The following is a 20,970-nucleotide window of genomic DNA, read 5'->3' on the forward strand; positions in this document are numbered from 1 at the left end:
GGGTGTGCGATGACATGGTGGATGACGGATTCCGGGGAGGTCCCCGCTGGCACGGGCACGGCACCGCTGCTGCTGGTGCACGGCTGGGGCAGCGACGGGGAGGACTGGGCGCCGCATCTGCCGGCGCTGACCGCCCGGCACCGGGTGCTGGTGCCCGATCTGCCGGGCCACGGGCGTACCCCGGCGGCTGGGTTCGAACTGTCGCCGCTCGCCGTCGCCCACCGGCTGGCCGCCGAGCTGCACCGCACCCGTACGGGCCCCGTGGTGGCCGTCGGGCACTCGATGGGCGGGCAGGTGGTGACCGCGCTGGCGGTGGAGCATCCGGAGCTGGTGCGCTCGGTGGTGACCATCGCCACCGCCTACGGCGGCGATCCGGCGCGGGCGGGCCGGCTGCCGGGTGAGCAGGAGGCACTGCGCCGTGAGGGAGTCGCGTGGGCGCTGCGCTTCGTCCGCGGCGCCTTCACCGAGGCGACGCCGGCGCGGGTGCGCGCCCGTCACGAGCGGCTGATGGCGGCGATGGATCCCGCGGTGCTGCTGGCGTACCGCGAGGCGATGTATCTGGCTCCCGGCGCGTTCGGGCTGCGGCCGGCCGCCGAGGGGTATCTGGCGCGGCGGCGCTGCCCGGCTCTGGGACTGCACACCGGGCGGCCGGCGGCGCGCTGGGAGGAGACGACGTTCAACCATCCGCTCTCGCGGGCGGTGCTGTGGGAGGGCACCGGGCATTACCCGCACGAGGAGCGCCCCGCGGAGCTGGTGGAGCTGCTGATCGGGTGGTGCGCGCGGACCGGCGCCGGGGGGCCACAGGGCTGAACCAATCCCCTATTCTTACGCTCATGCGATCGACATACTGGCACGCTGTCACTCCGCCGCCGTCCGCCCGCTGAGGGCCCACGGCACGGCGCATCCCCGCGTGACCGGCCCGCCCGGAACCTGATCCGGGCCGGAGCCTTCGTTCCGTGTGTCCTCACTCCGCATCCCCGACCGGATCTCGACGGAGCAGGACGCACTCACCTCATGTCTTCGACCGCATCATCCCCCTCACCTTCCTCCCCGGCCCCCGGCTCCCCCGCCGTACCGAACGGCCCGGACACCTCCGGCGGCCGACCGGGCGGCGGACCGCTGTTGATCCTGGCCGCCGCCACCCTGTGGGGCACCACCGGCACCGTGGCCTCCTTCGCCCCCGCCGGTGCCTCACCCCTGGCCATCGGCGCCGGCACCATGGGCATCGGTGGGCTGCTGACCCTCGCCCTGGCCCGCCGTTCCGCCCTCGCGGTGCTGCGCTCCGGAACACAGGCGCTGCGCTGGGCGCTGCTCGGCGCCCTCGGCGTGGTGATCTACCCGCTGGCCTTCTACACCTCGATGGCCTGGGCCGGGGTCGCGGTGGGCACGGTGGTCTCCCTCGGCTGTGCCCCCGTCTTCGCCGCCCTCCTCGAACGCGTGCTGGACGGCGCCGTGCTGACCCGCCGCTGGGTCGCCGCGACAGGGGCGGCGGCCGGCGGCTGTGCCCTCCTGGTGGCGGCCGGCGGTCACGGCCATTCCGACGGCGCGCGGGTGCCGGCCGGGGTGGCGCTCGGCCTGCTGGCGGGCGCCGCGTACGCCGGGTACGCCTATTACGCCGGGCGCCTCATCCGGCACGGCCACTCCTCACGCGCCGCGATGGGCGCGCTCTTCGGGCTGGGCGCCGTACTGCTGGTACCGCTGTTCGCGCTGACCGGCGGGGAACTGCTGGCATCGGACCGAGGGCTCGCCGTCGTCGGCTATCTCGCGGTGATCCCGATGTGCCTGGCCTATCTGCTCTTCGGCGCGGGCCTGGTCCGGGTCCGGGCCAGCGCAGCGACGGTTCTGACGCTGTTCGAGCCCGTGGTGGCCGCCGCGCTCGGCGTGGCCGTGGTCGGTGAACGGCTGAACCCCTGGGGCTGGGGCGGGGTGACGCTGGTGGTCGCCGGGCTGCTGGTGCTCACCGTACGGCGCCGCTGAGTTCGCGAAGGCGCTCCTTCCTCCCCCGGTGCGGGGAGGAAGGAGCGCCGCGCACCGCGTACCGGCTCACACCGTCGTGGTCCGCCACTGCTGGTGACCGCCGGACCCGCACCCGTACTGGATCAGCCGGGCGTTGTCGGCGGTGGACTCGTCCGAGACGTCCAGGCACTTGCCGGAGTGCCGGGCGATCAGCTGGACATGGCCGCTCCCGGCGTCCGCGAGCCGCCACTGCTGGCTGCTCGCCCCCGAACAGGTGGTCTGCACCACGGCCGCGCCGTCCGCAGTCGAACCACCGGAGGCGGCCAGACACAGCGAGCTGTGCCGCGAGATCAGCTCGACGTACCCGCCGCCCGCGTCCCGGGTCCAAAAGCGCTGGTTGAGGCCGCTGTTGCAGCTGTACTGAATGGCCTGGGCCCCCACCGTCTGGGACTGGCCGGGGATGTCGACGCACTTGCCGGAGTGCCGGGCGGCCAGCGTCCGGTACGGTCCGCCCTCGCCGCGCACCGTACCCGCGGCGGTGTCGATGGTCAGCTGGGGCGACCAGCTCATGCTCAGGGTGCGGGAGGTGGGGAAGGTCAGCGGCAGCCACACGTAGCGGGAGTCGTTGACCCGGCCGCCGAAGGAGTTTCCCCAGCGGTCGCCCATGTAGAGGTAGGAGGTGCCGGCCATGCCCTGGATGGTCAGCACGTAGGCGGTCTGCGAGTTGAAGGTGGTGGAGTCGCCGACATTGGCCATCGCACTCCACGGACCCGCGAGCGAGGTGGCGGTGGCGTACTGCTGCTGGTTGGGGTTCCAGCCGGTGGCGCCGGAGGTCAGCATGAAGTAGACGCCGTCGCGCTTGAAGAGGGCGGGTGCCTCGCGGTGGCCGCCCGGCCACGGGTTGGCGACCAGCGCGGCGACGGCGGTGTAGTCGGCGGTCAGCCGGTAGATGTGCAGGTCGTAGTTCTCGCGCGCGGCGGAGACCATGTAGCCGGTCCCGTCGTCGTCGACGAACGCGGTGATGTCGCGCGACATGTGGTCCAGCGGGCGGAAGCTGCCGCGCCAGGTGTAGTCGCCGTCCACCGTGTCGGAGACGGCGACCGCGGCGCGGGCCTCGGCGTAGTTCTGGTCGTTCTCCTTGTGCATCCACATCACGAACTGGCCGGTCGCCCGGTTGTGGATGACCTTGGGCCGCTCGATGTTGGCGGCCTGCAGCTCGGGGGCGGACGCCTGGGTGAGCACATGGTTGCGGAACTCCCAGTTCCGCAGGTCGGTGGAACGGTAGGCGGAGACGTAACGGAAGCCGTTGCTGTTCTCCTGCCGGTTCTCACCGAACCAGTAGTAGTAGCCGTCCACCTCGATGACCCCGCCGCCGTGCGCGTGCACGGGCTGGCCGCCTGGGTCCGTGAACTGGGTGCCGTTGAGCACCGACACCGGGGCGGCCTGTGCCGGGGAGACCGTCAGCAGCGAGAGCAGCAGCCCCAGGACGGCGGCGACCGACAGCCGCCACGCTCCGCGCGAGGTCCTCATATCTCCTCCCGCAGGACCGAGAAGTGCCGTACGGTGCCGGACAGTCCGGGCAGCTCGCGCGGGGCGCTCCAGGTGCGCAGCCCGTCGTGGGTGTCGCTGTAGCGATAGGCGCCGTCCCGGTACGCGTCGTAGTACAGCCGCCAGCCGCCGCCGTCCAGCGGCGCCAGCGCCGGGCCCTCGACCCAGTTGCCCCAGCCGGCCCAGTCGCCGGTGCCCTTCACCGTGTACGGGCCCCGCAGGGACGGGGCGGTGGCGTACTCCAGGTATTTGGTGGTCTCCTGCTTGGTGATCGCGTGATAGGTGCCGTCCACGCGGATCACACAGGTGTCGATGTAGTTGGACCCGTCAAGACCTGCCATCGGCTGCGGCTCCGTCCAGGAGGTCAGGCTCCCGCTGGTCGCGGTGAGCACGTGGGGGGTGAAGCGATGGTCCCCCGTGGTGTCCAGGGAGACGATCACATGGATGCTGCCGTCCTCGTCGCGGAAGAACTCCGGCGCCCAGGTGCGCGCCAGGCCCGGCACCCGCAGCCGGTGGTCGCGCAGATGGCTCCAGCGCAGCCGGTCGGCGCTGCGCGCGAAGCCGATGGTGTCGCCCTCCCAGCCGGTGGTGTAGACGAGGTAGTAGTAACCGTCGGTGTGCCGCAGCAGGCTGGGGTCGCGCAGCAGACCGGCGGGCGGGACGTAACCGGGCCCGGGCAGCGGCTCGTAGTGCAGCGCGTCGGCGGACTCGGCGGTGAACAGGGCCGCCTCGCCGTGCTGGGTGAAGCCCGTGAGCGTGTACCGGAAGCCGGTCGACGCTCCGGTGACCGGGAGCGGATCGGTGGGTCCGTCCGCGGCGGGTGCCCCGAAGTCGGGCGTGCCGTCCGGGTGCCAGCCCAGCGGCTGGATCCGGGTGTGCCGGTTGGGGTCGTCCAGGGGGTCGCCGGTGATGTCGCGGTAGTTGCGCGCGTGGTGGACGAGGATGTCTGTCGTGCCGTCCTCCGCGACGGTGAAGCTGTTGTGCCCGGGGCCGTACTGGCCCGTCTGTTCGCTGCTGCGGAACACCGGCACCGGGCTCTTCGTCCAGGACGCCGCGTCCAGCAGATCGCTGTCGGCGTCGGCGGTGAGCAGCCCCACGCAGTAGTTGGCGTCGGTGGCGGCGGCCGAGTAGGCGAGGAACACCCGGCCGTTGCGGATGAGGACGGCCGGGCCCTCGTTCACCTTGAACCCGACGGTCTCCCAGTCCAGTTCCGGGTGGCTGACCTCCAGCGGAGCACCGGTGACCGACCACGGGGTGTCCATCGCGGCCAGGAACAGCGAGGTGTTGTTCTCCCGCTGGGGGTGGTGCTGGGCCCAGGCGAGGTAACGGGTGCCCCGGTGCTCGAAGGTGGTGGCGTCCAGCGAGAAGCTGTCCCACGGGGTGCGCAGTTGGCCCAGTTCGCTCCACACCCCGGCCAGCGGGTCGGGCGAGGCGTTGCGCAGGACGTACATGCGGATCGCCCACGGGTCCTCGGCGCGCCCGGCGGCGAAGTAGAGGTACCAGGCGCCGTCGATGAAGTGGAGTTCGGGCGCCCAGATGTGGGAGCTCATCTCGCCGCTGGTGTGGCGCTTCCAGACGGTGTGTTCGCGCGCCGTGGACAGGCCCTGGAGCGTGTCGGCGTGGCGCAGCACGATGCGGTCGTACGCGGGCACGGTGGCGGTGAACCAGTAACGGCCGTCCGGGCGCCGCGTGATGTGCGGATCGGCGCGCTGCCGGATCAGGGGATTGGTGTACGACGGCGCATGGTGGGACATGCCCGTTACGGTAAGCGCCGCACCGCCCGGGCGGGAGTCCTCCCGGGCCGCTGAGAACTTTCGAAAGAAACAGAAAGCGGACGTATGGCTGTTGATCTGCGCCGCAGTAAACGCTTGCGGAAAGGAAGTTCGGAATGACGGACGGCCCGATACGACTGACGCACCGCGCGCACGCCCGGCTGCGGCCGGCCGACGACGCACGGATCACCGGGGGATTCTGGGCGGCGAGGCGGCAGACCAACGCCGCCGTCAGCATTCCGCAGGGACCGGCGAAGCTGGAGGCGGCCGGAAATCTCGCCAATCTGCGGGCCGCGGCCGGTGGCACCGAGACCGCTTTCGCCGGGGATTTCCCGTTCCAGGACTCCGATGTGCACAAATGGCTCGAAGCGGCCTCCTGGCAGCTGGCGCACGGCCCGGACCGGGAACTCGAGCGGGAGGTGGACCGGTTGATCGCGCTGGTGGCCGCCGCCCAGGAACCCGACGGGTACCTCCAGACCTACTACCAGGTCAAGCACCCCGAACGCCGCTGGAAGGAACTGGACTGGGGCCACGAGCTGTACTGCGCGGGCCACCTCATCCAGGCCGCCGTCGCGCACCACCGGGCCACCGGACGCACCGCGCTGCTGGAGGTGGCGCTGCGGTTCGCCGCCCATATCGAGGCCACCTTCGGTGAAGGCCGGGCCGTGGACGCCGTGTGCGGGCACCCGGAGATCGAGACCGCCCTGATGGAGCTGTACCGGGAGACCGGCGAGCGGCGCTGGCTCGACCTCGCCGCGTACTTCGTGGACCTGCGCGGCCACGGCTCGCTGGAGGCCGGCTTCCGGCGGGGCGGTGCGCCCACGCCCGGCTCCCCCTACTGGCAGGACCAGGTGCCGGTGCGCGAGGCGCGGACCGCCACCGGCCACGCCGTACGGCAGCTGTACCTGCTGGCCGGGGCCGCCGATCTGGCCACCGAGACCGGGGAGGCGGAACTGCGGGACGCCCTGGCGCGGCTGTGGACGGTGACGGCGGGCACCAAGACGTATCTGACCGGCGGGGTCGGCGCCCGCCACGAGGGCGAGGCGTTCGGCGACGCGTACGAACTGCCGCCGGACCGGGCGTACGCGGAGACCTGCGCCGCGATCGCCTCCGTCCAGTTCAGCTGGCGGATGGCGCTGCTGACGGGTGAGGCACGCTACTCGGACCTGATCGAACGCACGCTGTACAACGGCTTCCTGTCCGGGGTGGGCCTGGACGGGGAGCACTGGCTGTACGTCAACCCGCTCCAGGTGCGCGAGGAGTACGAGTTCCGGCCCGGCGACCACACGGCGCGCCGCACGCCGTGGTTCCGGTGCGCCTGCTGCCCGCCCAACGTGATGCGGCTGCTCGCCTCGCTGCCGCACTACATGGCCAGCGGCGACGGCACGGGCCTGCAACTGCACCAGTACGCGGCCGGTACGTACACGGCGGGCGGCGGCACGGTGACGGTGGCCGGTGACTATCCGTGGGTCGGGCGGATCGCGATCACGGTGGACGAGGCACCGGCCGGTACCTGGACGCTGGCGCTGCGCGTCCCGCCGTGGGCGGACCGCGTCCGGCTGGACGGCCGGACGCTGAAGCGGCCGGATACCGGCTGGCTGCGTCTTGAGCGGGCCTGGTCGGCCGGGGAGCGGGTAGTGCTGGAGCTGCCGCTGGAGGTCCGCTTCACCCGGCCGGACCCGCGCGTCGACGCGGTGCGCGGCACCCTCGCCCTGGAGCGGGGGCCGCTGGTGTACTGCCTGGAGCAGACCGATCTGCCGCCGGGGGTACGCCTGGACGCGCTGACCCTGGATCCGGCGATCACCCCCGGGGCCGAACACCGGCCGCGACTGCTGGGCGGCGTGACGGTCCTGACGGCGGGCGGCCGGGCCCGCGCCGCCGGGGGCCGCGAGGAGGGGTGGCCGTACGGAGCGGAGGCGCCGGAACCGGCGGGCGAACCGGTCGAACTGACGGCGGTGCCGTACTACGCCTGGGCCAACCGCGCGGACGGCGCGATGCGGGTGTGGGTACCACGGGCGTGACGGGCACGCCGGAGGAAAGGAAGAGAAGGCGCCTCCGGCAGAGCGGGGCGACTGTTCGGGATGTCGGGCAGGGGTTGCGAAAGCCGTTCGTGGTGGCCGCGCCCGCTCGTCGGGCCCTTCCCAGGCCGGTGGGTCGCCATTACCGTGGGAAGCGCTTGCTGCCAGGTCAATGCGCCGACCGGTGCACCCGGGAGAGTCGAAACTTTCGCCGGACGGGGCCGGGAGAACAGGAGTTCGCATGGTCCGTCCCGCAGCGACGGCCGCAGGGCCGACACTCGCCGTGATCGCCAGGGAGGCGGGGGTGTCGGTGCCCACCGCCTCCAAGGTCGCCAACGGGCGTGAGGATGTCTCCCCCGAGACCCGGCGGCGGGTCACCGAGGTGCTGGACCGGCTGGGCTATGTGCGCCGGCCCCGGATCACCGCCGGACGGGCCCCGGCACTGGTCGATCTGGTGATGCATCAGCTGGATTCGCCGTGGTCGGGCGCGGTGCTGCACGGGGTGGAGGAGGCCGCGCACGAGGCCGGGGTGTCGGTGGTGGTCTCGGCCGCGCTGACCAGGACGCGTGGCGGCCGTCCCGAGCGCGGCTGGCTCGACCGGCTGCGTGCCAGAGGGTCGGCCGGGATGCTGTTCAATCTGGCCGAGCTGAGCACTGCCCAGTACAACTGGCTGGACCAGCACGGCATCCCGTTCGTGTTGATCGACCCGGTGCTCGAACCCCCGCCCGGGGTCACCTCGGTGGGCGCCACCAACTGGCAGGGCGGGGTGAGTGCCACCGAGCATCTGATCGCCCTGGGACACCGGCGGATCGCGGTGATCGGCGGCTTCCGGCGCAAGCAGTGCAGCACGGCGCGGCTGGCCGGCTACCGCTCGGCGATGGCGGCGGCCGGGCTGCGGGTACCGCCGGAGTACGTGGGGTACGGAGGGTTCTCCGAGGAGGGCGCCCGGCGGGAGATGGAACGGCTGCTGGCGCTGCCCGCGCCACCGACCGCCGTGTTCACCTGCTCCGATCCGATGGGGCTCGGCGCGTGCCGGGCGCTGGCCGCACGCGGGGTGCGGGTGCCGCGCGACATGAGCGTGGTGTCCTTCGACGATCTGCCCCAGGCCCGCTGGGCGAGTCCGGGGCTGACCACGGTGCGCCAGCCGCTGGCCGAGATGGCGGGCACCGCGCTGCGGCTGCTGCTGCGGAGGATGGCGGGTGACCGGCCGGAAGGAGTGCGTACCGAGCTGTCCACCCGCCTGGTGCTGCGCGACTCCACCGCGCCGCCCCGCACCCGTGCCGCCACCGGGGCACCGGCCTGACCGCCGTACCGGCCCTCCACGGGCGGGTACGGCGGCCGGGCGGGCGCCGGGGTCAGCCGCGGACGCCCAGCAGGTGGTCCATCGCCAGCTGGTCCAGGGCCTCGAACGCCATGCCGCGCTCGGCGGCGGCGGTCGCGTCGAACTCCTCGAAGGCGCTCTTGTCGGCCAGCAGCGCGGCGGCGGTCTCCCCCGGCTCCAGCGTGGGCCTGGCCAGCTCGTCCAGGCGGGAGGCACGCAGCGCCTCGGCGACCTCCGGGTCGGCGCGGAAGGCGGCGGCCCGGTCCTTGAGGATCAGGTAGTTGCGCATGCAGCCGGCGGCCGAGGCCCACACCCCGGAGATGTCCTCGGTGCGCGGCGGCTTGAAGTCGAAGTGCCGCGGGCCGGTGTAGTCGGACCGCTCCAGCAGGTCGACGAGCCAGAACGCGGCGCGGGTGTCGCCGGCGCCGAACCGCAGGTCCTGGTCGTACCTGGTGCCGTGCTGGCCGTTGAGGTCGATGTGGTAGAGCTTGCCCGCCCACAGCGCCTGGGCGATGCCGTGCGGGAAGTTGAGGCCGGCCATCTGCTCGTGGCCGACCTCGGGGTTGACGCCGAACAGCTCGGGTCGCTCCAGGCGCTCGATGAACGCGAGGGCGTGGCCGACGGTGGGCAGCAGGATGTCGCCGCGCGGCTCGTTGGGCTTGGGCTCGATGGCGAATCGCAGGTCGTAGCCCTGCTCGGTGACGTAGTCGCCGAGCAGGTCGAAGGCCTCCTTCATCCGGTCCAGGGCGTCGCGGACGTCCTTGGCCCCGCCGGACTCGGCACCCTCCCGGCCGCCCCAGGCGACGTAGGTCTGGGCGCCCAGTTCGACGGCGAGGTCGATGTTGCGGATGGTCTTGCGCAGGGCGTAGCGGCGCACGTCGCGGTCGTTGGCCGTGAAGCCGCCGTCCTTGAAGACGGGGTGGGTGAAGAGGTTGGTGGTGGCCATCGGGACCTTCATCCCGGTGGCTTCCAGGGCGGCCTTGAAGCGCTTGATGATGGCGTCGCGCTCGGCCTCGGTGGCGTCGAAGGGGATGAGGTCGTTGTCGTGGAAGGTCACGCCGTGCGCGCCCAGCTCGGCGAGCCGGTGGACGGACTCGACCGGGTCCAGGGCGGGGCGGGTGGCGTCACCGAACGGGTCGTTGCCGCGCCAGCCGACGGTCCACAGACCGAAGGTGAACCTGTCGTCGGGGGTGGGCTGGTAAGACATCGCGGCTCCTCGGCGTGTGCTGCGGCTATTCGTCATGTCCGTTGACAAATTAGTATGCCCCTGCCCCGGAGTGGAAGCCCCCGGCCGCCACCATCGGCGCCGGGCGACGGAAGGACGCGATCATGGCCGCACCCGATGGACCCCTCGTGGTGGGCGTGGATTCCTCCACGCAGTCCACCAAGGCGCTCGTGGTGGATGCCGCCACCGGCACGGTGGTGGCGCGCGGCCAGGCGCCGCACGTGGTGACCGCGGAGGGCGACAGCGACCCCGAGCAGTGGTGGCAGGCGCTGGGCGAGGCCCTGGACCAGTGCGGTCCGGTGGTGCGGGAGGCCGCGGCGGTCTCGGTGGCCGGGCAGCAGCACGGCCTGGTGACGCTGGACGCGGACGGCCTCCCGGTCCGCAACGCGCTGCTGTGGAACGACACCCGTTCGGCTCCGCAGCGCGACCGGCTGGTCGAGGAACTGGGCGGGGCGGCCTGGTGGGCGGAGCGCACCGGCAGCGTGCCGGCCACCTCGTTCACGGCCACCAAGTGGGCCTGGCTGCGCGAGCACGAGCCGCGGGCGGCGGCCGCCACCCGGGCGGTGCGGCTGCCGCACGACTATCTGACCGGGCGGCTGACCGGGCAGGGGGTGAGCGGGGGCACCACCGATCGCGGTGACGCCTCGGGCAGCGGCTGGTGGTCCTCGGCGAGCGAGTCCTACGACGCGGAGATCCTGGCCCACATCGGCCTGGACCCCGCCGCGCTGCCGCGTGTGGTGGCGGCCGGTGAGCCGGCGGGGACGGTGCGGTCCGGGCTGCCGCTGCCCGAGGGCATCCTGGTGGCGGGCGGCACCGGCGACAACATGGCGGGCGCGCTGGGGCTCGGCCTGGCGCCCGGGCAGCCGGTCCTGAGCCTGGGCACCTCGGGCACGGTGTACGCGGTCTCCGAGCGGCGGCCGGCGGACGGCAGCGGCGTGGTGGCCGGGTTCGCGGACGCGGGGCGGCACTGGCTGCCGCTGGCCTGCACGCTCAACTGCACGGTGGCGGTGGACCGGTTCGCGGCCCTGCTGGGCCGCGAGCGCGAGGAGGTGGAGAGCGGCGGCGAGGCCGTGGTGCTGCCGTTCCTCGACGGTGAGCGCACCCCGGACCTGCCGTACGCGAGTGGGCTGCTGACCGGCCTGCGGCACGACACGAGCGGCGGCCAGGTGTTGCAGGCGGCCTACGACGGGGCGGTGTTCGCCCTCCTGGAGGCGCTGGACCGGGTCCTGGACGAGGACGCCGACCCGGCGGCGCCGATCCTGCTGATCGGCGGCGGAGCGCGCGGGGTGGCCTGGCGTGAGACGGTACGCCGGCTGTCCGGGCGTCCGGTCGTCGTTCCCCGGGCCCAGGAACTGGTCGCTCTGGGCGCGGCGGCCCAGGCGGCGGGCCTGCTGCTGGGCCGCGAGGCGGCGGCGGTGGCCCGGGAGTGGGACACCGCGCAGGGCCCGGCGTACGCGGCGGTGGAGCGCGACGAGGCGGCGCTGGAGCGGCTGTCGGCGACGCTGCGTGACGCGGGCCCGCTGCTGGGCCGCCCTTGAGCGGCACCGGGGACCGCCCGCGGGCTCCGTTCGCCGCCCCGCTCCCCCATCCGTCGGTCCTGGCCCAGGAGGTCCGTTGACGCCCAGATCCCCGCAGTCCCAGGCGCAGTTGCGGCAGCACAACCTCTCGCGGGTGCTGCATTCCCTCGCCGACCAGGGAGCGCTGTCGCGCGCGGAAGTGGCCGGGCGGATCGGGCTGACCAGAGCGGCGGTGTCCACGCTGGTGGACGAGTTGCTGCGGGGCGGGCTGCTCAGCGAGCGCGGCCCCGGCCGGTCCGGGTCGGTGGGGCGCCCGGGCAGCCAACTGCTGCTCGCGAACCGGGGGCCGTGCGGGTTCGGGGCCGAGATCGGGGTCGATCACCTGACGGTGTGTGCGATGGATCTGCGCGGTACGGTGCGGGCCCGCCTGGAGCGGCGGCTGCGGCTGGAGGGCAGCGATCCGGTGCCGGTGCTGGCCGAACTGGCCTCGCTGCTGGAGGCGCTGGCCGCCGAGGCCGGCGCGCTCGGCCTGTGGCCGGCGGGGCTGGCGGTGGCGGTGCCGGGACTGGTGGCCCGGGGCACCGCGACCATCACCCGGGCGCCCAACCTGGGGTGGAGCGAGGTGGATCTCGCGCCGCTGCTGCCGTCGGGAGCGTTCCCGCTGAGGGTCGACAACGAGGCCAACTACGGGGCGCTGGCCGAGCTGTGGGGGGATCCGGGCGCGGACGGGCCCGGCAGCTTCGTCCATGTGTCCGCCCGGATCGGGATCGGGGCCGCGATCGTGGTCGACGGGGCCGTGCTGCGCGGCGCGCACGGTTTCGCGGGCGAGTTGGGCCATGTTCCGGTGCGGCCCGGTGGGCCGCTGTGCTCGTGCGGCGCCCGGGGCTGCCTGGAGACCTATGCCGGAGAGGCGGCGCTGTTGCGCGCCGCGGGGCTGGACCTCCGGGGCGATCCCGGGGAGCGTACCGGTGAACTGGCCGACCGCTGCACGGCGCAGGACCCGGCCGCGCTGCGGGCGGTGCGGCAGGCGGGTACGGCACTGGGCATCGCGCTGTCGGGGGCGGTCAATCTGCTGGATCCGCAGCGGGTGGTGATCGGCGGTTCGCTGGCGCGGCTCACGCCCTGGCTGCTGCCGCCGGTCCGCCGGGAGCTGGCGCGCCGCACCATGCTGACGGCGGGCGGCCGTACCACCGAGACGCCGGTGACCGGTTCGCTGATCGGCCCGGCGGGGCCGCTGTTGGGGGCGGCGCGCAGCGCGGTGCGGGGCGCGCTGGACAAGCCCGCCCGGCTGCTGGCGCCGCCCGGGGGCGGTCTGATGGCCTGACGAGGCGGCGTTCAGAGGCAGTTCGGGGTCGCGTGAACGTGCCGCGCCGCATCATGCGCCCCTGAACCGTTTTTCATCACATCAGGCGAAAACATGGTCTCGGCCGTGCGGCCTCGCGGACGCCCCGCGCACAATCGCCCCCGTGACCACTGGGCAGCAAGTGCGACGCGGCGCGGTCGGCGTCGGGTGCGCGTTCCTCGTGCTGGCCGCCGCCTCGGGGGCGGCTGCCAAGACGCCGGGGCCGGAGCCGTTCGGCCCCGGCTCCGATCTCAGCCTGACCATCGAGGCGGACGGCCCCGGTGGCTCCGCCTCCGTGGTGATCCGGGCCGGCGGTCGCTGCGGGTGTTCCTCGGTGTCGGTGAGCGCGTCGCGCGGCGGCTCGTCCGTGGTGATCTCCGACGGGATCTGCGCCCCGCCCGAGCCTCCGGAGCCCACCGAGCCTCCGACGCCGCCCGTGCCCGAACCGCCCGCGTCACCCGAGCCCCCCGAACCGGTGCCGCCACCGGCGCCCGAGCCGGAACCCGAACCCGAGCCGGAACCCGCGCCGGAGGCCGCTCCCCCGGCGCCGGCCCCCGAACCGCCCCCGGCGACCGCCCCGCCGCCGGCGCCCGAGCCGGAACGCGCACCCCAGCCGGCCCCCGAGCCCGGCCCCGAGCCGGAACCCGAACCCGAGCCGGAAATCGCGCCGGTGCAGATCGTCGCCGGGCCGCCCCCGGCCGGCCAGGACCGGCCCGACCACGGCATGCCGATGACCACCCGCACCCTGCTCATCCTCGCCCCTGCCGTGCTGGCCGCCGCGATCCTTCGCCCGCGGACCCGGCCGGGCGCGCGCGGCACCTCCTAGGAGACCCGATTGTCCGACTGGTTCACTCTCCTGCTCCTGATCATCGCCACCTGCGCGGTGATCTTCGTGATCGTGCAGCTGCGGCACCGCCGCGCGACCGTCCACGATCAAGCGGCCGATCCGTCCGAAACCCCGGACGTGATCGAGTACATGACGATGATGGTGGGCGTGGTGTACGCCATCGTGCTCGGACTGGCCATCGCCGGTGTCTGGGAGGAACGCGGCGCGGCCGAGGAGTGGGTGCGCCAGGAGGCCCAGGCGCTGCACGAACTCGGCGAGCGCGCCCAGGCGTTCCCCGCCGCGAGTCAGGAGGGCGTACGGGAGTCCGTGCAGGCGTACGTCGGTTACACGGTCGACGAGGAGTGGCCGTACATGATCGACAACGAAGGGCTGAGCGAGGAGGGCGATCTGCTGTTCGCCGCGGTGCGGCAGAGCGTGGCCGCGCTGGAGCCGTTCACGGCCCCGGAGAGCTACGCGTACGAGGGCATGCACCATCAGCTGGCGACCGCCTCGGAGGCGCGCACCTCCCGGGGGATGAGCGCGGAGTCCACGCTGCCGGGCGTGGTGTGGCTGGGGCTGATCACCGGGGCCGTCGTGGTGGTGGGGATGCTGTTCGCGCTCCAGATCCGCCGCACCGGGCGCGAATTGCTGCTGGCGGGGCTCTTCAGCGCGCTGATCGTGTTCCTGCTGTATCTCATCTGGCATTTCGACGCCCCGTTCGCCCGTGGGCTCTCCGACTCGACGGAGGCGTTCCGCACCCTCTTCCCGCAGGTACTGCCCGATGAGTAACTCGGCTGCCTTTTCGTGTACTTGACACTATGTCGGCTTAGCTCGGGGCACCTTCGCGGGGCTGGTGGGGCGCGGTTAGTCTGACCCGCACGTGCTGAGGGATGGAGAACCGCGATGTCACACGAGAACACCGCCTCCGAGCAGGGCAAGTCCACTTTCATCGATACCAGCAAGCCGAGCATCGCACGGGTGTACGACGCTGTCCTCGGTGGCAAGGACCATTACGACGTCGACCGGGTCGTCGCCGACCAGGTGCGGGTCACCATGCCGCACATCGGCGACGTGGGTCAGTACAACCGGCAGATCCTGGGCAGGATCGTCCGGTATCTGGCCGCCGAGGCCGGCATACGCCAGTTCATCGATCTCGGCGCGGGGCTGCCGACCCTGGAGAACACCCACCAGGTGGCGCAGCGGCACGCCCCCGACGCGCGCGTGGTCTACGTCGACAACGACCCGATCGTGCTCGCCCACGGTCAGGCGCTGCTCCAGGTCGATGACCAGACGGCCGTGGTCACGGCGGACCTGCGCGACCCGCAGGGGGTGCTCGGCCACCCCGATGTGCGGCGGCTGATCGACTTCTCACAGCCGGTCGGGGTGCTGCTGATCGGCATCCTGCACCACTTGCACGACGACGAGGACCCCAAGGGGATCGTCCAGTCGTACATGTCGGCGGTACCGTCCGGCAGTTACCTGGCCATCACCTGCTTCAGCGACACGGGCCCGGAGGCCCGCGCCGTGGAGGAGACGATGCTGGAGTTCCTGGGCACCGGCCGGTTCCGCACGATGGCGGAGATCGAGGACTACTTCGAGGGGTACGACCTCCAGGAGCCCGGCGTGGTGGCCCTGCCGCAGTGGCGCCCCGAGCAGCCGGTCGACGAGCCGCTGAGCGTGGCGCAGCGGCTGATGAGCGGTGGCATCGCGTACAAGAAGTAGGACCGCGGGTTCAAGCCGCGCCGCCGGGCAGAGCGGCGAGCGCGGCCAGCCGGCGGTAGGAGTCGAGGCGGTCGGCCGGATCGTGGGTGTTGAGCGTGACCAGCACCTCGTCCGCGCCGGTCCGCGCGATCAGCGCGTCGAGCCGCGCGGCCATCGCGGGCGCGTCCCCGTACAGCTGACCGGCCCTGGTCTGCTCGACGTAGCCGCGCTCGCGCTCGGTCATCGAGCGGGCGGCGATCTCCCGGGGCGGGTCCAGCGGCGGGAAGACCCCGTCGATCCGGGAGCGGGCGGTGGCCCACGCCTCGGGGAGCTGGAGCAGTGCCGCCTCCTCGTGGGTCGCGGCGACGGCGGCGTTGACGGCGAGCAGGACGTACGGCCGCGACTGCTGTGGGGAGGGCCGGAAGCCGGCCCGGTAGCGCTCCAGCGCGGCCACGGTCCGGTCGGTGTCGGCGTGCAGGGCCATCACCACGGGCAGCCCGTGGGCGGCGGCGATCTCCGCGCCGGAGCCGACCGCCAGCAGATGGGCCGGGACCCGCAGCCCCTGGGAGGGCATCGCGGTCAGGGCCGCACCACCGGTGGTCCGCTCCCCGAAGTAGCTCAGCAGCTCGGTGAGTTGTTCGTCGAAGCGGTCGGCGGCCGACTTGTCGACACCGAGGGCGCGGCGGACCGGCCCGGTGAAGCCGACCGAGCGGCCGAGCCCCATGTCGATGCGGCCCGGGAAGAGCGCCTCCAGCACGCCGAACTGCTCGGCGACCACCAGCGGCCGGTGGTTGGGGAGCATCACCCCGCCCGTCCCGACCCTGATGCGGGAGGTGGCGGCCGCCACGGCCGCGGCCAGCACGGTGGGCGCGGAGCCGGCGATGCCCGGCACCGCGTGGTGTTCCGCGACCCAGAACCGCCGGTAGCCGAGCCGTTCGATCTCGGCCGCGAACTCCACCGTCTCCCGCAGCGCCCCGGCGGCACTCTGCCCGCGCCTGATCAGCGCCCGGTCCAGCACCGACCAGCGCACCGTCCTCGTCGTCGCATCCACACCAGGTGCAACAGCGGCGGGCGCTCAGGATTCCCGGTCGATGACGCCGGCGTCCTGGGCGAGCAGCGCGATCTGCACCCGGTTGTTCAGCTCCAGCTTGGTGAGGACGCGGGAGACGTACGCCTTGACGGTGGGGACGCTCAGATACAGGGCGGCGGCGATCTCGGCGTTGGACAGTCCGCGGCCGACCGCGACGGCGACCTCCCGTTCGCGCTCCGCGAGGGAGTCCAGCCGGCGGCGGGCGCGGCGGGTGTCGCGTCCGGCGCTGGTGAGGGTGCCGATCAGCCGCCGGGTGACGGCCGGGGAGAGCACCGGGTCACCGGCGGCGACCCGGCGTACGGCCTCGACGATCTCGGCGGGCGGGGTGTCCTTGAGGACGTAGCCGGCCGCCCCGGCGCGCAGCGCCTGCAGCACCTGGTCATCGGCGTGGAAGGTGGTCAGCACCACCACCTCGGGCGGGTCGGGCGCGGCGCGCAGGGCCTCGGTGGCGGTGAGCCCGTCCGTCCCCGGCATCCTGATGTCCATCAGCACCACGTCGGGCGCCAGCCGCGCCACCAGCGCGCCGACCTCCGCGCCGTCCGCCGCCTCCCCCACCACCCGCAGGTCGGGGGCGGCGCCGAGCATCAGCCGCAGCCCGGCACGGACCAGCGGATCGTCGTCCACGAGGAGTACCCGGATCGTCATGGGGGCCACGGTAGCCAGGCGTGCAGCCGGAAGTGTCCCCGGTCCCGGCCGGCCTCGATCCGGCCGCCCGCGAGCGCCACCCGTTCGTGCAGTCCCGTCAGGCCGCGCCCCGATCCCGGGATCAGCCGGGCGCCGGGGCGTTGCGGGGCGCCGAGCGGGTTGCGGATCTCGACGGTGACGCCGGTGCCGCGCGCGCCGTCCACCGTGACGGTGGTCTCGGCGCCGGGGGCGTGCTTGCGGGCGTTGGTGAGCCCTTCCTGGACGATCCGGTACACCGTGCGTCCGGTGTTCTCCGGCAACGCGTCGGCGTCGGGTGGGGCCAGCCGCTGGTCCAGGGTGACGCGGGCACCGGCCAGCCGGGACTCCTGGGCCAGCCGCGGCAGTTCGCGGTGGGTGGGCTGTGGGCGGGTGCCGTCGGTGCTCGGTTCCTCCCCGGGGGCGGCGCGCAGCACGCCGATGACGTCGCGCAGTTCTTCCAGGGCCTGGTGGGAGGATGACCGGATCACCCCGGCGGCCCGCCGCACGTCCTGCGGTGAGGCCCCCGCGGCGTACTCCAGGGCGCCCGCGTGGACGCTGAGCAGCGAGAGCCGGTGGGCGAGGACGTCGTGCATCTCGCGGGCGATGCTCTCCCGGGTGGCGCGCTGGGCCTGCTCGTAGAGAGTGGCGATCAGCCGGCGCCGGTACCGTACGGTCATCCCCCAGCTGATGACGGCGGTCATCGCCACCAGCGAGGCGGCGAGGGCCAGTTCGTCCGGGACCTGGGACTCGGGGCGCAGCGCCAGCCCGATGGGGCGCAGAAGGAGCTGGATGCCGACCAGCAGGGCCACCGCGCGGGGCCGGCAGTGGACGGCGGCGGTGAACAGCGCCACCCACAGCGGGCCGCCCATGAAGTGCGAGAAGGCGCTCAGCACGACGAGGACGAGGGCGAGCGCGAAGGGGTGGCGGCGGCGCAGCCACAGGGCGGCGCAGGCCCCGGCGGCCGCGATCTGGTCGAGGACCAGCAGCCAGTGCGGATGGCGCACCTCGCCGAAGAGCACCCCGGAGGTGAGTACGGAGAAGCAGGCGGCGACGGCGATGGCGGTGATGTCGACGATCCAGTCGCGTCTGCTGCGGGTGACCATGCCCCGACGGTAGCGGGCGGACCGGGGCGGCCGGCGGGGCCGCCGGGAGCGCTGTACCGAAGTCGGGCGGGGGGATACCTTCGGCGGCTGCCCGTCGGCGGTGGCCGGGGGAATCTGGTGGGCATGAGGAGTCTGCTGGGGGCCGTGGGGGTGCTGCTGGTGCTGAACGGGGCGGCCGGGCTGGCCCATGAGGCGAGTGGCCGGTACGGGGCGTGGTCGCTGGTGCACCGGATCGCGGGACCGCTGGAGGGGATGGAGATCTTCGCGAACCTCGTGCTGATCGTGCTGGGGGTCGCGGTGTGCGCGCGTGCCGGAAGGGTCAGGCGGCCGGGGTGAGCGGGAGCGGGAAGTCCTCGACCCGGTCGCACCAGCGTCGCAGCAGCACCCGGTCGTGGCCGACCGCGAGCAGCGCGGCGCCGGTCTCGCGCCGGTAGTCCTCGACGACGGCCACCAGCGCGGCGGTGGTGGAGGCGTCCAGCATCGCCGTCATCTCGTCACAGATCAGCAGGGCGGGGCGCAGGACGAGCGCGCGGGCCAGGCAGGCACGCTGCAGTTGTCCGTCGCTGACCTGGTGCGGGTGGCGGTGCAGCAGTTCGGCGCCGAGTCCGGTGGCGTCGGCGAGGGCGGCGACGCGGTCGGGCAGCGCGGCGGTGTCGGCGGTGGCGCGCAGCGGTTCGGCGATCAGGTCGTGGAGGGTGAGACGGGGGTCGGCGGCCTGCCGGGGCTGCTGGAAGACGACGCCGACGCGGGTGCGCAGGGCCCGCGGGGCGCGGTGCCGGAAGCCGGTGGCCGGTTGTCCGGCCAGGTGCACGGTGCCGGAGCGGGGGCGGTGCAGCAGGGCGGCGACCCGGGCCAGGGTGGATTTGCCGCAGCCGGAGGGGCCGAGCAGGCCCACCGCCTCGCCCTCCGCGACCCGCAGCGAGATGTCGCGGACGACCGGGGGGCGGCGCTCGTAACCGGCGGTGATCGCGGTGAGGTCGAGCGCGGGCACGGGTACGGCGGGGGTCGGTGCCGTGGGGTCAGGCATCGGCGGGCTCCGGGAGGTGGTGGCAGGCCGTGCCCTCGATCAGCTCGGGCTGTTCGGCGCACAGGGCGGTGGCACGGGCGCAGCGCGGGGCGAAGGCGCAGCCCGCGGGCAGGGCGTCGAGTCCCGGGGGTTGCCCCGGGATGGGGGTGAAGTCCCGTTCCGGCAGGGCGCCCAGCAGCCCGGCGGCGTACGGGTGGCGGGGGCCGGGCGTGCCGAAGAAGCGGGCGGCCGGGGTGAGTTCGACGATGCGGCCGGCGTACATGACGGCGACCCGGTCGGCGACGCGTTCGGCGGCGGCCAGGTCGTGGGTGATGACGAGCAGGCCGCGTCCGTCGTCGGTGTGGCGGCGCAGTTCGCCGACGGTGCGGGCGACGAGGTCGCGGTCGAGCCCCGTGGTGGGTTCGTCGGCGATGAGCAGCGGGGCGTCACCGACCAGGGCGAGGGCGGTGGCGGCGCGCTGGGCGAGGCCGCCGGAGAGCTGGTGCGGGTAGCGGTCGAGGTGGTCGGCGGGGAAGGCGGCGCGGGCGGCCGCCGCCTCGGTGGCGGCGGCGAGGGCAGCGCCACGGGTGCCGTGCAGCGCGCGGATGGTCTCGCGCAGGTGGGAGCGCACGGTGCGCACCGGGGTGAGGTGGTCGGCCGGGCTCTGCGGCACCAGGCCCAGCCGGCGGCCCCGTACCGTACGGGCGAGGGTGCGCTCGTCGGCGGCCAGCAGGTCCAGCGGCCGGGCACCGCTCCCGGGGGCCGCCGGGTCCGGGGCGAGGAGGGCGCTGCCCCGGGTGCGGGCGTTGCCGGGCAGCAGTCCCAGGAGCGCCCCGGCGAGGACGGATTTGCCGCAGCCGCTCTCCCCCACCAGGGCCAGGCACTCCCCGGCGGCGAGGTCGAAGGAGACGTCGTCGACGGCGGCGATGTCTGCCCCGCCGGGCATCAGGAAGCGCACGGACAGCCGGCGTACGGACAGCAGAGGGGTGGTCACAGCACCAGCTCCGATCGGCGGCGCGGGTTGATCCGCTCCCGCCACACGCCGGCCAGTCCGGCGATGGCGAGGGTGGGCACGATGATGAACAGCCCCGGGAAGAGGGTGGGCCACCACTCTCCGGTGAGCAGGGAACCACGGGCGCCGTTGATCATGGTGCCCAGGCTCGCCTGGTGGGCGGGGATGCCCAGGCCGAGGAAGGACAGCGCGGATTCGTGCCAGATGGCGTGCGGCACCATCAGCACGGCGGCGAGCCCGGCCTGGGGCAGGACGGCGGGCACCAGGTGGCGGCGGGCGACCCGCAGGCGGGAGGCGCCGCCGGAGATGGCCGCGTCGATGTAGGGGCGCGAGCGCAGCGACAGCACTTCGGCCCGCACGATGCGGGCGGTGGAGACCCAGTGGGTAAGGCCCACCGAGGCGATCACGGGCCAGATCCCGGGGCGGAACATCGCGACGATGAAGATGCCCATGAGCAGGTGCGGCACGGCGGTGAAGGTGTCCACGGCGCGCATCACGAGGCGGTCGGTGCGCCCGCCGAGGGCTCCGGCTGCGGCGCCGACGAGCAGGCCGAGCACCGAGGCGACGAGGGCGGCGGTGATGCCGACCAGCAGGGACACGCGCAGTCCGTGGACGGAGCGCAGCAGGATGTCGCGGCCCACCTCGTCGGTGCCGAAGGGGTGGTCGGCGGAGGGTGCCAGCAGCTTGGCGGTCAGGTCCACGGCCTGCTGGTCGAGCGGGGCGAACAGCGGGACGAGCAGGGCGGCCGCGCCCGCGGCGGCGGCCGGCACGCCGGCGGACCAGACGCGTACGGTGCGGGTGCCGCGCCGCCGGGCGGTGGCGGCCGGTTCCCGCCAGGGGAGGTCGGTGTGGGTGTCGGTCATGTCGGGG

At 73.8% G+C, this 20,970-nt stretch carries 19 protein-coding genes; 10 read left to right on the forward strand and 9 right to left on the reverse strand.

The window, feature by feature from the left end; all coding sequences use genetic code 11:
• The first annotated feature begins 21 nt into the window (after window positions 1–21).
• The gene (locus tag SXIM_RS00730; protein WP_052385030.1) at window positions 22–810 is read left to right on the forward strand and encodes an alpha/beta fold hydrolase; all 789 of its coding nucleotides are present in this window, start codon (window positions 22–24) and stop codon (window positions 808–810) included.
• A 204-nt stretch (window positions 811–1,014) separates the two neighbouring features.
• Window positions 1,015–1,977, forward strand: coding sequence for a DMT family transporter (locus SXIM_RS00735; protein WP_030726679.1), 963 nt, complete (start codon window positions 1,015–1,017; stop codon window positions 1,975–1,977).
• 66 nt (window positions 1,978–2,043) lie between these two features.
• Here SXIM_RS00735 and SXIM_RS00740 read toward each other — a convergent pair whose 3' ends face one another.
• Both SXIM_RS00740 and SXIM_RS00745 read right to left on the reverse strand, forming a co-directional pair.
• Entirely contained in the window at window positions 2,044–3,486 is a 1,443-nt protein-coding gene (locus tag SXIM_RS00740; RefSeq protein WP_030726682.1) for an RICIN domain-containing protein, read from the reverse strand.
• Window positions 3,483–5,258, reverse strand: a complete 1,776-nt coding sequence (locus SXIM_RS00745) for a family 43 glycosylhydrolase (protein ID WP_030726685.1) — start codon at window positions 5,256–5,258, stop codon at window positions 3,483–3,485. Before SXIM_RS00745 ends, SXIM_RS00740 begins: the two co-directional genes overlap by 4 nt.
• Window positions 5,259–5,392: 134 nt before the next feature.
• Here SXIM_RS00745 and SXIM_RS00750 point away from each other — a divergent pair, with 134 nt between their 5' ends.
• Both SXIM_RS00750 and SXIM_RS00755 read left to right on the forward strand, forming a co-directional pair.
• Window positions 5,393–7,297 carry a glycoside hydrolase family 127 protein gene (locus tag SXIM_RS00750; protein WP_046722638.1) on the forward strand — a complete coding sequence of 635 codons (1,905 nt, stop codon included), beginning with the start codon at window positions 5,393–5,395 and terminating at the stop codon, window positions 7,295–7,297.
• A gap of 238 nt (window positions 7,298–7,535) precedes the next feature.
• Window positions 7,536–8,597, forward strand: coding sequence for a LacI family DNA-binding transcriptional regulator (locus SXIM_RS00755; protein ID WP_046722640.1), 1,062 nt, complete (start codon window positions 7,536–7,538; stop codon window positions 8,595–8,597).
• A gap of 52 nt (window positions 8,598–8,649) precedes the next feature.
• On the opposite strand, the gene xylA is transcribed toward SXIM_RS00755, so the two are convergent.
• Window positions 8,650–9,822, reverse strand: coding sequence for a xylose isomerase (gene xylA / locus SXIM_RS00760; protein ID WP_030726693.1), 1,173 nt, complete (start codon window positions 9,820–9,822; stop codon window positions 8,650–8,652).
• Between the two features lie 122 nt (window positions 9,823–9,944).
• Between xylA and xylB the strand changes: the two genes are divergently transcribed.
• The 5 genes from xylB to SXIM_RS00785 all read left to right on the forward strand — a co-directional run bounded on the left by xylB (window position 9,945) and on the right by SXIM_RS00785 (window position 15,247).
• Entirely contained in the window at window positions 9,945–11,378 is a 1,434-nt protein-coding gene (gene xylB, locus SXIM_RS00765; RefSeq protein WP_030726696.1) for a xylulokinase, read from the forward strand.
• A gap of 76 nt (window positions 11,379–11,454) precedes the next feature.
• Entirely contained in the window at window positions 11,455–12,681 is a 1,227-nt protein-coding gene (locus SXIM_RS00770) for an ROK family transcriptional regulator (RefSeq protein WP_046722641.1), read from the forward strand.
• A gap of 142 nt (window positions 12,682–12,823) precedes the next feature.
• Window positions 12,824–13,525, forward strand: a complete 702-nt coding sequence (locus tag SXIM_RS27175; protein ID WP_158707973.1) for a hypothetical protein — start codon at window positions 12,824–12,826, stop codon at window positions 13,523–13,525.
• Window positions 13,526–13,534: 9 nt separating this feature from the next.
• Window positions 13,535–14,314: a bestrophin-like domain gene (locus SXIM_RS00780; RefSeq protein ID WP_030726705.1), complete on the forward strand. Its 780-nt coding sequence runs from the start codon at window positions 13,535–13,537 to the stop codon at window positions 14,312–14,314.
• Window positions 14,315–14,428: 114 nt separating this feature from the next.
• Window positions 14,429–15,247 (forward strand): SAM-dependent methyltransferase, encoded by an 819-nt coding sequence (locus SXIM_RS00785; RefSeq protein WP_030726708.1) that lies wholly within the window; start codon window positions 14,429–14,431, stop codon window positions 15,245–15,247.
• Between the two features lie 10 nt (window positions 15,248–15,257).
• On the opposite strand, the gene SXIM_RS00790 is transcribed toward SXIM_RS00785, so the two are convergent.
• From SXIM_RS00790 to SXIM_RS00800, 3 genes are read right to left on the reverse strand one after another with little or no spacing between them, the layout of a single operon-like run.
• The gene (locus SXIM_RS00790; RefSeq protein WP_046722642.1) at window positions 15,258–16,277 is read right to left on the reverse strand and encodes an MsnO8 family LLM class oxidoreductase; all 1,020 of its coding nucleotides are present in this window, start codon (window positions 16,275–16,277) and stop codon (window positions 15,258–15,260) included.
• A 24-nt stretch (window positions 16,278–16,301) separates the two neighbouring features.
• The gene (locus SXIM_RS00795; protein ID WP_046725357.1) at window positions 16,302–16,961 is read right to left on the reverse strand and encodes a response regulator; all 660 of its coding nucleotides are present in this window, start codon (window positions 16,959–16,961) and stop codon (window positions 16,302–16,304) included.
• Window positions 16,958–18,082: a sensor histidine kinase gene (locus SXIM_RS00800; RefSeq protein ID WP_046722644.1), complete on the reverse strand. Its 1,125-nt coding sequence runs from the start codon at window positions 18,080–18,082 to the stop codon at window positions 16,958–16,960. Before SXIM_RS00800 ends, SXIM_RS00795 begins: the two co-directional genes overlap by 4 nt.
• Window positions 18,083–18,205: 123 nt before the next feature.
• On the opposite strand from SXIM_RS00800, the gene SXIM_RS00805 reads away from it, so the two are divergent.
• A complete protein-coding gene (locus SXIM_RS00805; RefSeq protein WP_030726719.1) occupies window positions 18,206–18,418 on the forward strand; it encodes a hypothetical protein in 213 nt (70 codons plus the stop codon).
• On the opposite strand, the gene SXIM_RS00810 is transcribed toward SXIM_RS00805, so the two are convergent.
• Genes SXIM_RS00810 through SXIM_RS00820 form a run of 3 tightly spaced genes read right to left on the reverse strand, consistent with a single transcriptional unit; the run spans window position 18,402 to window position 20,963 of the window.
• On the reverse strand, window positions 18,402–19,109 hold the full coding sequence (locus SXIM_RS00810) for an ABC transporter ATP-binding protein (RefSeq protein ID WP_046722646.1): 708 nt from the start codon (window positions 19,107–19,109) through the stop codon (window positions 18,402–18,404). The genes SXIM_RS00805 and SXIM_RS00810 overlap by 17 nt on opposite strands.
• Window positions 19,102–20,034, reverse strand: a complete 933-nt coding sequence (locus SXIM_RS00815; RefSeq protein WP_046725358.1) for an ABC transporter ATP-binding protein — start codon at window positions 20,032–20,034, stop codon at window positions 19,102–19,104. Before SXIM_RS00815 ends, SXIM_RS00810 begins: the two co-directional genes overlap by 8 nt.
• A gap of 44 nt (window positions 20,035–20,078) precedes the next feature.
• The gene (locus tag SXIM_RS00820) at window positions 20,079–20,963 is read right to left on the reverse strand and encodes an ABC transporter permease (protein ID WP_030726725.1); all 885 of its coding nucleotides are present in this window, start codon (window positions 20,961–20,963) and stop codon (window positions 20,079–20,081) included.
• Between the last annotated feature and the right edge of the window lie 7 nt (window positions 20,964–20,970).

Source organism: Streptomyces xiamenensis, assembly GCF_000993785.3.
Classification (GTDB): domain Bacteria; phylum Actinomycetota; class Actinomycetes; order Streptomycetales; family Streptomycetaceae; genus Streptomyces; species Streptomyces xiamenensis.

Excerpts from the sequence above, each read along its gene's own strand:
- SXIM_RS00730 (WP_052385030.1), top strand. The coding sequence starts at position 22 with ATGACGGATTCCGGGGAGGTCCCCGCTGGCACGGGCACGGCACCGCTG.
- SXIM_RS00735 (WP_030726679.1), top strand. The coding sequence starts at position 1,015 with ATGTCTTCGACCGCATCATCCCCCTCACCTTCCTCCCCGGCCCCCGGC.
- SXIM_RS00740 (WP_030726682.1), bottom strand. The coding sequence starts at position 3,486 with ATGAGGACCTCGCGCGGAGCGTGGCGGCTGTCGGTCGCCGCCGTCCTG.
- SXIM_RS00745 (WP_030726685.1), bottom strand. The coding sequence starts at position 5,258 with ATGTCCCACCATGCGCCGTCGTACACCAATCCCCTGATCCGGCAGCGC.
- SXIM_RS00750 (WP_046722638.1), top strand. The coding sequence starts at position 5,393 with ATGACGGACGGCCCGATACGACTGACGCACCGCGCGCACGCCCGGCTG.
- SXIM_RS00755 (WP_046722640.1), top strand. The coding sequence starts at position 7,536 with ATGGTCCGTCCCGCAGCGACGGCCGCAGGGCCGACACTCGCCGTGATC.
- xylA (WP_030726693.1), bottom strand. The coding sequence starts at position 9,822 with ATGTCTTACCAGCCCACCCCCGACGACAGGTTCACCTTCGGTCTGTGG.
- xylB (WP_030726696.1), top strand. The coding sequence starts at position 9,945 with ATGGCCGCACCCGATGGACCCCTCGTGGTGGGCGTGGATTCCTCCACG.
- SXIM_RS00785 (WP_030726708.1), top strand. The coding sequence starts at position 14,429 with ATGTCACACGAGAACACCGCCTCCGAGCAGGGCAAGTCCACTTTCATC.
- SXIM_RS00795 (WP_046725357.1), bottom strand. The coding sequence starts at position 16,961 with ATGACGATCCGGGTACTCCTCGTGGACGACGATCCGCTGGTCCGTGCC.
- SXIM_RS00800 (WP_046722644.1), bottom strand. The coding sequence starts at position 18,082 with ATGGTCACCCGCAGCAGACGCGACTGGATCGTCGACATCACCGCCATC.
- SXIM_RS00805 (WP_030726719.1), top strand. The coding sequence starts at position 18,206 with ATGAGGAGTCTGCTGGGGGCCGTGGGGGTGCTGCTGGTGCTGAACGGG.
- SXIM_RS00810 (WP_046722646.1), bottom strand. The coding sequence starts at position 19,109 with ATGCCTGACCCCACGGCACCGACCCCCGCCGTACCCGTGCCCGCGCTC.
- SXIM_RS00815 (WP_046725358.1), bottom strand. The coding sequence starts at position 20,034 with ATGCCCGGCGGGGCAGACATCGCCGCCGTCGACGACGTCTCCTTCGAC.
- SXIM_RS00820 (WP_030726725.1), bottom strand. The coding sequence starts at position 20,963 with ATGACCGACACCCACACCGACCTCCCCTGGCGGGAACCGGCCGCCACC.